Source organism: Dolomitihabitans soli (assembly GCF_022213955.1).
GTDB classification, from domain to species: domain Bacteria; phylum Actinomycetota; class Actinomycetes; order Streptosporangiales; family Streptosporangiaceae; genus Streptosporangium_A; species Streptosporangium_A soli.
Genome location: NZ_JAKNTW010000008.1, coordinates 289,332 through 301,457, shown reverse-complemented (window position 1 = coordinate 301,457; position 12,126 = coordinate 289,332). Strand labels below are relative to the sequence as shown.

At 70.6% G+C, this 12,126-nt stretch carries 11 protein-coding genes and 1 riboswitch; of the genes, 6 read left to right on the top strand and 5 right to left on the bottom strand.

The window, feature by feature from the left end; all coding sequences use genetic code 11:
* Position 1 precedes the first annotated feature (1 nt).
* Both MBA17_RS19130 and MBA17_RS19125 read right to left on the bottom strand, forming a co-directional pair.
* Positions 2–484, bottom strand: a complete 483-nt coding sequence (locus MBA17_RS19130) for a cation:proton antiporter regulatory subunit (protein ID WP_238497855.1) — start codon at positions 482–484, stop codon at positions 2–4.
* Between the two features lie 53 nt (positions 485–537).
* Positions 538–1,563, bottom strand: a complete 1,026-nt coding sequence (locus tag MBA17_RS19125) for an SAM-dependent methyltransferase (RefSeq protein WP_238497854.1) — start codon at positions 1,561–1,563, stop codon at positions 538–540.
* Between the two features lie 419 nt (positions 1,564–1,982).
* Between MBA17_RS19125 and MBA17_RS19120 the strand changes: the two genes are divergently transcribed.
* The 5 genes from MBA17_RS19120 to lysX all read left to right on the top strand — a co-directional run bounded on the left by MBA17_RS19120 (position 1,983) and on the right by lysX (position 8,685).
* Complete coding sequence (locus tag MBA17_RS19120) at positions 1,983–2,873, top strand: Rossmann-like and DUF2520 domain-containing protein (RefSeq protein WP_238497853.1); 891 nt, start codon at positions 1,983–1,985, stop codon at positions 2,871–2,873.
* A complete protein-coding gene (gene panC / locus MBA17_RS19115) occupies positions 2,864–3,712 on the top strand; it encodes a pantoate--beta-alanine ligase (RefSeq protein ID WP_238497852.1) in 849 nt (282 codons plus the stop codon). The genes MBA17_RS19120 and panC overlap by 10 nt, the downstream gene beginning before the upstream one ends.
* A 125-nt stretch (positions 3,713–3,837) precedes the next feature.
* The gene (locus MBA17_RS19110; protein WP_238497851.1) at positions 3,838–6,363 is read left to right on the top strand and encodes an L-aspartate oxidase; all 2,526 of its coding nucleotides are present in this window, start codon (positions 3,838–3,840) and stop codon (positions 6,361–6,363) included.
* On the top strand, positions 6,363–7,145 hold the full coding sequence (locus tag MBA17_RS19105) for a type III pantothenate kinase (RefSeq protein ID WP_238497850.1): 783 nt from the start codon (positions 6,363–6,365) through the stop codon (positions 7,143–7,145). Before MBA17_RS19110 ends, MBA17_RS19105 begins: the two co-directional genes overlap by 1 nt.
* An 82-nt stretch (positions 7,146–7,227) precedes the next feature.
* Positions 7,228–8,685, top strand: a complete 1,458-nt coding sequence (gene lysX / locus MBA17_RS19100) for a bifunctional lysylphosphatidylglycerol synthetase/lysine--tRNA ligase LysX (protein WP_238498007.1) — start codon at positions 7,228–7,230, stop codon at positions 8,683–8,685.
* Here lysX and MBA17_RS19095 read toward each other — a convergent pair.
* Positions 8,669–9,847 (bottom strand): cytochrome P450, encoded by a 1,179-nt coding sequence (locus tag MBA17_RS19095; protein WP_238497849.1) that lies wholly within the window; start codon positions 9,845–9,847, stop codon positions 8,669–8,671. The genes lysX and MBA17_RS19095 overlap by 17 nt on opposite strands.
* Positions 9,844–10,425, bottom strand: a complete 582-nt coding sequence (locus tag MBA17_RS19090; protein ID WP_238497848.1) for a TetR/AcrR family transcriptional regulator — start codon at positions 10,423–10,425, stop codon at positions 9,844–9,846. The genes MBA17_RS19095 and MBA17_RS19090 overlap by 4 nt, the downstream gene beginning before the upstream one ends.
* A 189-nt stretch (positions 10,426–10,614) precedes the next feature.
* On the opposite strand from MBA17_RS19090, the gene MBA17_RS19085 reads away from it, so the two are divergent.
* Positions 10,615–10,863: a helix-turn-helix domain-containing protein gene (locus MBA17_RS19085; RefSeq protein WP_238497847.1), complete on the top strand. Its 249-nt coding sequence runs from the start codon at positions 10,615–10,617 to the stop codon at positions 10,861–10,863.
* A gap of 8 nt (positions 10,864–10,871) precedes the next feature.
* Here MBA17_RS19085 and MBA17_RS49540 read toward each other — a convergent pair whose 3' ends face one another.
* The gene (locus MBA17_RS49540; protein WP_455432793.1) at positions 10,872–11,825 is read right to left on the bottom strand and encodes a C40 family peptidase; all 954 of its coding nucleotides are present in this window, start codon (positions 11,823–11,825) and stop codon (positions 10,872–10,874) included.
* A 92-nt stretch (positions 11,826–11,917) separates the two neighbouring features.
* Positions 11,918–12,057: riboswitch (cyclic di-AMP (ydaO/yuaA leader) on the bottom strand.
* Positions 12,058–12,126: the final 69 nt, after the last annotated feature.

Sequence of the window (12,126 nt, the reverse complement as noted above, 5' to 3'; positions counted from 1 at the left end):
GCTACCCGTGAGCCAGGATCTCGGCGACGGCGGACGTGCTCTCGGGGCTGCCCACGACGACCACCACGTCGTCGCCGGCCAGGGTGAAGTCGGGCGTCGGGCTCGCGATCACCTGAGCGCCGCGCACGATCGCCACGATGGAGGCGCCGGTGCGGGTGCGGACCCGCGCGTCCCCCATCGGCCGTCCCGCGTACGGCGAGCCGTCCGCGATGGCGAGCTGGAGGCTGACCAGCCCCTCGACCTCGCGGTGCAGGTCGTTGAGGCGCTGCACGATGCGCGGCGCGCCGAGCAGCTCCACGAGGGCGTCGGCCTCCTCGTCGTTCAGCTTGACGCTCTCGCAGGCCCGGTCGGGGTCGGAGACGTCGTATATGATCAAGTCGCGTCGGCCGGTCCGGTGGCTGATCACGCCCACTCTGCGGCCCGATCGGGTGGTGAACTCGTGTTTCAGCCCGATTCCTGGCAGCGCCGTCTGCTCGATCTCCACCGAGTCGTCTCCCCACCTGGTTCTGCGTGATTCGCCCGACTAGGTTAGCGCGGTCACCCAATGTGCTGACATAGCCATCCGAACCCACCCAAACCTGACGAATCAATCAGCTCGCCCTCCTCCGAGGCGCGGGCGAGCGCGCGGAGGTAGCCGCGGGGGTCGGTGTGGGCGCGGGCCGGCGCGGGCCGGGCGCCGGTGACGCCGAGCGCGCGCAGGGCCTCGCGCTGGGTGGTCAGCGTCGTGGACGTCAGGGCCGGGCCCTGGAAGGCCGCCGCGCAGGAGTCGAGGGCGACGTGCGCGGTGATGTCGCAGGAGCCGTCGGGCACCGGGATGACGAGGGCGCCGTCGCGGTAGCCGGTGAGCGTGCCGCAGGCGGGCCGGTCGGCCGCGGAGTGCGCGTAGTCGACGGCGATCGCCGTGCCGCGCGCCAGTCGCCGGAGGACCGAGGACCAGGCCTCGTCGCGGGCCCGCCCGATCTCCGCGCGCTGGCCGATGTGACGCAGCGGCCACCAGCGGGCCAGCCAGGCCAGGTCGGCCCCGTCCGGCGGCGGGCCGAGGCGCTCCTCCCCGGTCTCGGGGTTCACCAGCACGAGGCGAGGGCCGTCGGTGCTCTGCTCGACGATGTCCAGCGGCACGTTGTCGAGCCACTCGTTGCAGATCACCAGCCCGGTGATCGAGCCGGGCGGCGAGGACCGCCAGGCGATTCGCTCCGGCAGGCCCGGCGGGCGCTCGGCGAGGTCGACCCCGGTGACCCGCAGGCGGCTCACGAGGCCGGGCTCCGCGAGGTCGAGGATCGTGCCCACCAGCGTGCCCTCGCCGGCTCCGATGTCGACGAGGTCGAGCAGCGGTGGCCGGGCCAGCCGTTCGTCGACCTGGATCAGGGCCCGCAGGATGGCCTCGGCGAAGGCGGGGGAGGCGCCGACGGAGGTCCGGAAGTGCATGGAGGGGCGCTCTCGCAGGTAGAAGCCCTCTTCGCCGTAGAGGGCCCGTTCCATCGCCGCGCGCCAGGTGAGCCACACACCTGGAGACGTTATCTTCCCGCCGCTGGGCGGGGGATCACCTTTGACTCGCTCAGCCATGGTGTCACCGTGACACGCGGAGTGATTGGATGACTACTCAGTGCCGTCGCTTTGCGCTATCGTTGCCTTCATCAGGGAGCGGCACCGTCCCGACCCGGCCCCCACCGGGTGCGGTCCGGCTTGCCGCCCTGTGGGGAGTGTGTGATGTTCACGCGCGAACGCCGGGCCCATTGATCGGGCTCGGCGTTCGCTTCTAGAGGCACCTATACGGTGACTCATCCCCTTTTCTTCCTTGGTGGGGCGCCCTGACAGGGGCGTCCAGATATGTCTTCCCCATCACGATTGTCCGAATCTCAAAGTGTGGTAAAACCCCTGGCAGCGTGCCGTGCGGAGCGTTCGAAGTGCTCCCGTTACCCTGGCAACGGAGCGGGGCGTCAGAAGCGTGGACGCCCGGCCGTGGCCGACAGGGACGTGACGACATGGACGCAGGTGATCGCCCGGCACGGCTCGCCGTGGGTGTGCTCGGCGCCGGCCGGGTCGGGTCGGTGCTCGGCGCCGCGCTCGCGGTCGCCGGCCATCGGGTGACGGCGGTCAGCGGGGTGTCCGACGCCTCGCACCGCCGGGCGGCCGAACGGCTGGGCACCACGCCGGTCGCCCCGGAAGAGGTCGTGAGCGCGGCGGAGCTCGTGCTGCTGACCGTTCCCGACGACGTGCTGCCGGGCCTGGTCTCCGGCCTGGCCACGACCGGCGTCGACCTCAAGGGCAAGCTGCTGGTGCACACCAGCGGCGCCTACGGGCTGAACGTGCTCGAACCGGCGGCCAGAGTGGGCGCGCTCCCCCTCGCGCTGCATCCGGTCATGACCTTCACCGGCAGGGACGACGACCTGCGCCGCCTCGTCGGCTGCTCGTTCGGCGTCACCGCGCCCGCCGCGTTGCGTCCCGTGGCCGAGGCGCTGGTCATCGAGATGGGCGGCGAGCCGGTCTGGATCGAGGACGCCGACCGCGCCCTCTATCACGCGGCCCTCGCCCAGGCCGCCAACCACATGGTCACGCTCATCGCGGAGTCGCAGGAACTGCTGGAGAAGATCGGGGTGGAGCATCCGGGGCGGATGCTCGGCCCGCTGCTCGGCGCGGCCCTCGACAACGTGCTCCGCCTGGGCATCGCCGGGCTCACCGGCCCGGTCGTGCGCGGCGACGCGGGCACGGTCCGCAAACACGTCGACGCCCTGATCGTCGCCGCACCCGAGGCCGCCGACGCCTACGTCGCCCTGGCGCGGCTCACGGCCGACCGGGCGCTGGCGGCCGGTCTGTTGAAGCCCGAGGCCGCCGAGCGCCTCCTGGACGCCCTGGGGGGCAACATATGGACGTGATCGTCGCCGGTGACCGGGCGGAGCTGGACGTCGCCAGGACCGAGCTGGGCGTCGGCCGGCTCGCGCTGGTGCCGACGATGGGGGCGTTGCACGAGGGGCACCGGTCGCTGATCAGGCTCGCCGGCGAGCACGCCGACCAGGTGGCCGTGAGCATCTTCGTCAACCCCCTCCAGTTCGCACCAAACGAGGATTTTTCGCGCTATCCCCGGACATTTATGGATGACCTGGAGGTCTGCCAGGAAGAGGGGGTGCGGCTCGTCTTCGCCCCCTCGGCCGACTACATGTACCGTCCCGACCGGCAGGTGTCGGTCAGCGCGGGCGAGATGGGCGCGATCGTCGAGGGCGCGTTCCGCCCGGGGCATTTCGACGGGGTACTCACCGTGGTCCTCAAGCTCTTCAACCTCGTGCGGCCCGACGTCGCCGTCTTCGGCCGCAAGGACGCCCAGCAGCTCGCGCTGATCCGCCGGATGGCCGCCGACCTCGACCTGCCCGTCGAGATCCTCGGCGCCCCGACCGTCCGCGAGCCCGACGGCCTGGCCCTCTCCAGCCGCAACCGTTACCTCTCCGCCGCCGACCGGGCCACCGCCCTGTCCCTCTCCACAGCCCTCAACGAGGGATCCTCCCGCGCCACGCCCCCGGAGGTCCGGCAGGCCGCCCGCGAGGTCCTCGACGCCGCCGCCCACGCGGACCCCCCGCTCCTCCTCGACTACCTCGCCCTGGTCGAGCCCGCCACGTTCACCGAGATCCCCGACGGGCACGTGGGCGACGCCGTACTAGCCGTGGCCGCCCGGGTCGGGACCACCCGGCTCATCGACAACGTCGTCGTCACCTTCGGCTGACGGGGCCGGCACCGAGCGCCGGGCGACTGATGGGACCCCGAAGGCGGATGGCGTGCGGGCGGGGGTTATCGTCATGCTGACGAAATAACGATCCCGGTGCTCGGCACCGGACGGGGAGGTGGCCCGTGAGTGCCCCAGCCATCCCGATGCGGTTGTCCGCGCCGGCGCCCGGGTGGACGGTCTCTGCCGATGTGGTCGTCGTGGGGTCCGGCATAGCCGGGCTGACCGTCGCGCTCGGGTACGCCGAACTCGACCCGGGCGCGCGCATCCTGGTCGTCACGAAGGACGTGCTGTCGGCCGGCTCGACGCGCTGGGCCCAGGGCGGGATCGCCGCCGTGCTCGACCCGGACGACTCGCCGGCCGAGCATCGGAGCGACACGCTGATCGCCGGCGTGGGGCTGTGCGACGAGCCCGCCGTACAGGTGCTGGTCACCGAGGGGCCGGCCGCGCTGCGGCGGCTGATGGCGCACGGCGCCGAGTTCGACCGCGACGCGCGGGGGGAACTGGAGCTGACGCGGGAGGGCGGTCACCGGCGGCGCAGGATCGTGCACGCGGGGGGCGACGCCACGGGGGCGGAGGTGCAGCGGGCGCTGGTGGCGGCGGTGCGCGCGGCGGACGGGATCGAGGTGATCGAGCACGCGCTGGTTCTCGACCTCCAGAAGGACGCTGACGGCCGGGTGTGCGGGATCACCCTGCACGTGATGGGCGAGGGCGCCAGGGACGGCGTGGGGGCCGTCAGGGCGCGGGCCGTGGTGCTGGCGACCGGGGGAATGGGGCAGATCTACGCGGCCACCACCAATCCGGTCGTGTCCACGGGCGACGGGGTGGCGCTGGCGCTCCGGGCGGGGGCGGTGGTGCGGGATGTGGAGTTCGTCCAGTTCCATCCGACGGTGCTCTGGCTGGGGCCCGACTCCACCGGGCAACAGCCGCTGGTCTCGGAGGCCGTACGGGGCGAGGGCGCGTTCCTGGTCGACGCCGAGGGGACCAGGTTCATGCGCGACGTGCACGAACTGGCCGATCTCGCGCCGCGCGACGTGGTGGCCAAGGCGATCATGCGGCGGATGCGGGAGTCCGGCGCCGACCACGTCTACCTCGACGGGCGGCACTTCGGCGAGAAGATGTGGCGCACCCGTTTCCCCACCATCCACGCGGTCTGCCTGGAACACGGCATCGACCCGGTGACGGAGCCGATCCCGGTCGCGCCCGCCGCCCACTACGCCAGCGGCGGGGTCCGCACGGATCTGCGCGGCCGTACGTCCGTCCCCGGCCTCTACGCGTGCGGCGAGGTCGCCTGCACCGGTGTGCACGGTGCGAACCGGCTCGCCTCCAACTCGCTGCTCGAAGGGCTGGTGTTCGCCGAGCGGATCGCGGCGGACGTGCACGCCCACGACCGCGCGCCGGGGCCGCCGGCGGCGGAGGGGCGTCCCGAGGGCCTGGTCGATCCGCGCGCGCGGGCCCGGATCCAGGGGCACATGAGCCTGGGCGCGGGCGTGCTGCGCAGCGGCGACAGCCTCGGCCGGGTGGCCCATGCGCTGGTCGACGCCCGGTGGACGCCCGTCCAGGTGCCGCCGTGCACCGAGTCGTGGGAGGCGACCAACCTGCTGACCGTGGCCTCCGTGCTGGTCGCGGCGGCGATGCGGCGGGCGGAGACCCGCGGCTCGCACTGGCGTGAAGATCATCCGGATCGTGAGGACGCCTGGTGGCTCGGACATCTCGACGCCACCCTGTCAGAGGAGGGACTCGCCATGACCTACCGCCCGCACACGACCGCGCTGCCGCCGCGGATCGAGACCGACCTGACGGAGGCCGGTCTGGACCCGGCGGCTGTCGTCACCGTCTACGAGAGCGCGCTGGCCGAGGACCTGTCGGCCGCGGGAGACGTCACGAGCGTGGCGACGATCCCGGCGGGCGGGCAGGCCGTCGCGGACGTCGTGGCTCGCGCGGCGGGCGTGGTGTCCGGCCTGGCGGTCGCCGAAGGGCTGTTCGCGCACGCCTCCGACGGCAGGCTCACGACCGAGCGGCACGTGAAGGACGGCGAGCGGGTACGGCGGGGCGACGTCCTGCTGACCGTCACCGGCCCGGCCCGCGACCTTCTCACGGCCGAGCGGACCGCCCTCAACCTGCTGACCCACCTGTCCGGAATCGCCACCACGACCGCCCGGTGGGTCGAGGCCGTGGCGGGTACGGCGGCGCGGATCAGGGACAGCCGAAAAACCCTCCCCGGGCTTCGCGCGCTGGAGAAGTACGCCGTGCGGTGCGGCGGCGGAGTCAATCATCGGATGTCCCTGTCGGACGCGGCCCTGATCAAGGACAATCACGTGGTGGCCGCCGGCGGGGTGGCCGCGGCCTTCCGTGCCGTCCGGCAGGCATACCCTGACCTGCCGATCGAGGTGGAGGTGGATCGCATCGACCAGATCGAGCCGGTGCTCGCCGAGGGGGCCGAGGAGATCCTGCTGGACAACTTCTCGGTGGAAATGCTGCTGGAAGCCGTACATTTGGTGAAAAATCGGGCGCGATTGGAAGCCAGTGGGGGATTGACCTTGGAATCCGCCCGGGATGTGGCCGAAACTGGCGTTGATTACCTCGCGGTAGGAGCGCTCACCCACTCGGCGCCCGCACTCGATATCGCGTTGGACCTCCGGGGGACTTGATGCTGCTAACGATCGACGTCGGCAACACCCACACCGTCCTCGGCCTGTTCGAGGGCGAGGAAGTGATCGAGCACTGGCGGATCGCCACCGACGCCCGCCGTACCGCCGACGAGATCGCCGTGGTGCTCCAGGGGCTGCTCGCCCAGTCCCCGCTGCTCAAGAACGCCGACGTCGGGGGGATCGCGATCTGCTCCACGGTCCCCTCCGTGCTGAACGAGATGCGTGAGATGTGCCGCCGCTACTACGGCGACGTCACGGCCGTCATCGTCGAGCCGGGCGTGCGCACCGGCGTGCCCGTCAGGATGGACAACCCCAAAGAGGTCGGCAGCGACCGCATCGTCAACTCCCTCGCCGCCATCAGCCTGTACGGCGGGCCGTGCATCATCGTCGACTTCGGCACCGCGACCTCCTTCGACGCGGTCTCCGCCAAGGGGGAGTACGTCGGGGCCGTCACCGCGCCCGGCATCGAGATCTCCGTCGACGCGCTCGCCGCCGCCGGCGCCCAGCTGCACAAGGTCGAGCTGATCAGGCCCCGATCGGTGATCGCGAAGAACACCGTCGAGGCCCTCCAGTCGGGCATCATCTACGGCTTCGCCGGGCAGGTCGACGGGATCGTCGAGCGGATGGCCGCCGAACTGGCCGAGGATCCCGACGACGTGACCGTGGTCGCGACCGGGGGGCACGCGCCGCTGGTCGCGGGCGAGGCCAGGTCCATCGACGTGCACGAGCCATGGCTGACGTTGATCGGGTTGCGCCTGATCTATCACCGCAACACCGCCTAGCCGTACGAAACGGGGTTGAAGACCTCGGTAACCTGTGCCTGTGACCGATGACACGACCCCGACCCAGGATCTTCCCGAGCAGATGCGCATCCGCCGGGACAAGCTCGACCGCCTCCGCAGCGAGGGCGTCGACCCCTACCCGGTGACCTTCCCGCGCACGGCGACCGCCGCCGAGCTCCGGGAGAAATACCAGGGACTGGAGCCGGACACCGCGACGGGCGACAAGGTCGGCGTCGTGGGCCGCGTCATGCTGTCACGGACCGGTGGCAAGCTCTGCTTCGCCACGATCCGCGACGGCTCGGGCGACCTCCAGATCATGATCTCGCTCGACAAGGTGGGCGAGGAGCCGCTCGCCGCCTGGAAGCGCGACGTCGACCTCGGCGATCACGTGGGCATCGAGGGCGAGGTCATCACCTCCAGGCGCGGCGAGCTGTCGGTCCTCGCCGACCGCTGGCAGATCACCTCCAAGTGCCTGCGCCCGCTGCCGGAGAAGCACGCCGGGCTCACCGACCCCGAGGCGCGGGTCCGGCAGCGTTACGTCGATCTCATCGTCAACGACGAGGCCCGCCGGATGGCCCACGTGCGCAGCGACACCGTGCGGGCCGTACGCGACTTCTGGCACGAGGAGGGTTATCTGGAGGTCGAGACGCCGATGCTGCAGCCGATCCACGGCGGCGCGACGGCCCGGCCCTTCAAGACCCACATCAACGCCTACAACATGGACCTCTACCTGCGCATCGCGATCGAGCTGTACCTCAAGCGGCTCGTGGTCGGCGGCATCGAGAAGGTCTTCGAGATCAACCGCAACTTCCGCAACGAGGGCGCGGACGGCACGCACAACCCCGAGTTCACCATGCTCGAGGCGTACGGCACCTATCTCGACTACAACGACATGGCCGACCTCACCCAGCGGATGTACCAGAAGGCGGTGATGGCCGCCCTGGGCACGACCGTCGTGGTGAACGACGGCAGGGAGGTCGACCTCGGCGGTGACCGGTGGCCGAGGATCACGCTCTACGGCTCGGTCTCCGAGGCGCTGGGCGAGGAGGTCACCACCGAGACGCCGGTCGAGCAGCTCAGGAGGTGGGCCGAGAAGCGCGAGATCCACTGGGACGCCAAGTGGGGACAGGGCAAGCTGGTCCAGGAGATCTTCGAGGCGCTCGTCGAGCACACGCTGATCCAGCCCACCTTCGTGATGGACTACCCGATCGAGACCTCGCCGCTCACCCGCCAGCACCGCGAGAACCCGCTGCTCACCGAGAAGTGGGATCTCATCGGCTTCGGCACCGAGCTGGGCACCGCCTACTCCGAGCTGGTCGACCCGATCGAGCAGCGGCGCCGGCTCACCGAGCAGTCGCTGCTCGCCGCCGGCGGCGACCTGGAGGCCATGCAGCTTGACGAGGACTTCCTGACCGCACTGGAATACGCGATGCCGCCCACCGGTGGCATGGGAGCGGGAATCGACCGGATGGTGATGGCCTTCACCGGCAAGAACATCCGCGAGACCATCCTGTTCCCGCTGGTCAAGCCGACTTCCTGACCGCCAGCCAGGCCAGGCCGCGCAACACCAGATTCTCCTTGTACGGCGGCGCCGGGTCGGTGAGAACCAGCCCGGGCGCCGCCCCGGCCAGCGCGGTCAGGGCGATCTCGGCCTCCATCCTGGCCAGCGGCGCGCCCAGGCAGAAGTGCACGCCCAGCCCGAAGGCCAGATGGCGGCCCGACGGCCGGGCTGCTCCGTTTCGGGCGGTAGCGAACCGGCCGAGATCCAGCCGGTCGGGGTCCGCGAAGGCCACCGGGTCGCGGTTGGCCGAGCCGAGCAGGGCCAGGACCGTCTCGCCCTTCCGCACGAGGGTGCCGCACAGTTCGGCGTCGGTGTTCGCGACCCGCGTGGTGAGCTGGACCGGCGGGTCGTAGCGCAGCAGTTCCTCGACCACCGCGGGCGCGTGGTCCGGATGGTCGGCGAGGTGGCCGGCCTGGCCGGCACGGGTCAGCGCGAGCACGCCGTTGCCGATCAGGTTGACCGTCGTCTCGTGCCCGGCCACGATCAGCAGGATGCACGCGGACAACAGCTCGTCCTCGGTCATCTCGTCCTGCCGCAGGAGTTCGCTGAGCAGATCGTCGCCCGGCTCGGCGCGCAGCCTGACGAACAGGTCGGCGAAGTACGCACGGAAGTCCATCCGGGCCTGCTCGCGGGCGTCCAGCACGTCGGGCGGGAGCAGGAAACCGGGGTCCAGGCCGCGGGCGAGGGCCAGGCTCCAGCTCTGGAACCGTTCATGGTCGCGCGGCGGCACGCCGAGCATCTCGCTGATCACCCGGACCGGCAGCGGATAGGCCAGCTGGGAGATCACCTCGGCGTCGGCCTCCAGACCGGCGATCAGCTCGTCCGTGATGGCGACGATCCTCGGTCGCAGCCGCTCGATCATCCGGGGGGTGAACGCCCGGCTGACGAGCCCGCGCAGCCTGGTGTGCTCGGGCGGGTCCATCGTGAGGAAGGACCGGGCGGGCCGGACCACGCCTCCGTGCCCGAACCGGGTGTCGCGCAGCACCGCCGTACAGGGGGCGTGGCCGGTCGCCACCCACATGCCCGCCTCGGTGCGCACCAGCGGCCCGCGCTCGCGCAGCCGCCGGTAGTGCTCGTACGGGTCGCGCAGGAAGCCGGGGTCGAACGGGTCGAAACCGAGCACGGACACCGGGTCGATCACGAGGTCGCCTGCGCGAGCAGGCGGCGCAGCGCGCCGGCGAACACGACGGGGGGGACGGAGGCGGGATTGACGCGGCGTTGCATGAGGAGCCCTTCGAACAACGCGATGATCGCCGTGGCCGTGATCTGGGCGTCCGCCCATGACGGGGCGCGCCTGGAGATCAGCCGCGCGATGGCGTCACGTGCCGACTCCCGTCGTTCGGTGACCTTGGCGAGCAGCTCGGCACGGGTCAGGGCGTAGCGGAGAAACTCCGATTCCAGGCCGGACCACCCGGACCGGCTGTCGGCCACCGTGGTCAGATAGTCACCGAATGCGGCGAACGCGGCGTCGTCGTCGACCCCACAATGCTCGACGATTTCCTCGATGGCACGAAGATGGCCGGCCACCCGATCGTCGAACAGCGTTAGGAAAAGTTCATCCTTTCCGGAGAAATGTGAGTAGAGCGCGCCGATGGTGTAACCCGCCCGTGCGGCGATCTCGTCGACGGAGCCGCCGGCATAGCCCTGCTCTGCGAAGACCTGAGCTGCGGAGGCCAGCAGGAGCTCCCGCGTGCGTGCCTTGGCCGCTGCTCTGGTCAACCGTAAAGGAGGTGACATATCGTGAGTAATTCACATAGTGACCGCTATGTCAATACTGCGCGCAGCGTAAATACCGGGCGTGGCTTGACGACCTTTCTCAATGCCGTTTACCGTTCACGACGACGACAGAGGTGGACCGCACTCACGCTTGCATCGTTGAGTTCCGTGGTTGGACGAAGGGGCGCTCCGGTGGCTTATCCAAGGGTTGACACCCTTCGCGACGACGGCGCCTTCGACGCGCGCCTGATCGGGCTCAACGACGACGATCTGGTCCTGCTCGCCGAGCTGGCCAAGGGCGTCACGGTCGACCGGGTGGGCCGCCGCCTCGATGTGAGCGGGCGCACCGTGCGGCGCAGGTTGCGCGGCATCTGCGACCGGATAGGCGTGGCGACCGCCATCGAGGCGGTCGCCTGGGCAGCCCGTCGAAGACTCATCTGACGATCGCCTCAGTCGGCGATCCGCACCGCCCCGGCGAACGGACGGTTGCCGATCGGGGCGATGTGGATGACGTCACCCGTCTGGGGCGCGTGCACCATCATGCCGCCGCCGACGTATATCCCCACGTGGTGCAGGTCGTTGTAGAAGAACACCAGGTCACCCGGGCGCATCTCCTCACGGGGGATGTGCGTGCCCGCGGTCCACTGGTCGCCGGTGTAGTGCGGCAGGCTGATGCCGACCTGCTGGTAGGCCCACATGACCAGCCCGGAGCAGTCGAAGCCGTTCGGCCCCTCGGCGCCCCAGACGTACGGCTTGAGCTGCTGGGTGAGCGCGTGGCGGGCGGCTTCGGCCGCCTTGCCCTTGCCGATGACGGGTAGCGCGATCTTGACCCGGCGGCCCGAGGAGCCGCCCGTGCTCTGCATCGCCTTGCGGAAGAGGCTGCTCTCCGCCCTGGACACCAGCTTGCGGATCCTGTCGCGCTTGGACTCGATCTGCGAGACGAGCTTCGAGACCTCTTCGGCCCGCGACTTGGCGCTCGACTTGGCGCGCTCCGCGGCCTTCATGGCCCGGGTGACCTGGGCCACCTGTTCGCCCTGCTGCTGCTCGATGGCGTAGCCGGTGGCGGCCCTGTCGAGGTAGGCGTCGGGATCGGCGGCGGCGTTGAACGGGAGGGCGGAACCGAGGCCGCCCATCATGTAGGCGTTCTGGGCCAGCATGCTCGCCTTGTAGCGCTTGGACTCCAGGTCGGACTCGCTCGTCGTCAGGGTCTTCTGGGCCAGCGTGGCGGCCCGCTTGGCCTGGTCGAGCTTGACCCGCTCGCCGTTGTACTGCTCGGTCAGCGTGCCGATCTGCTCGTGCAGCTTCTCGACCTGGGCGGACAGCTCCTTGAGCGTCGGCTCGGGATCCGCGGTCGCCGATACCAGTGGTGTGCCGAAGGTCAGGGCGGCCAGACCCACCGCCACCACCGCGATCCTCCGGACAAGGGTCCGTTCTCGGGGGCGGGCATGCCTGCCCGCAGACGTCTCCGCATCAACGCGCGAGCGCGTCACCGACCAGCTCCTCTCATCGACGCCTACCGGGTTAGCTGACGGGTTCGGGCCGGAGCAGCCCTACCGAGCGGTTCGGCTCGGATTCACCCCAGGTTGTTTGGGTCCCCGGTTCCCCAATCGCTTGAGGATTCGGCGTTCAGCTCACGGCTGACATCGACGTCGGACACTAGTGCACCCTGGGTTCGTGCTCAACCAGAACTGCCAACTCTGTTGA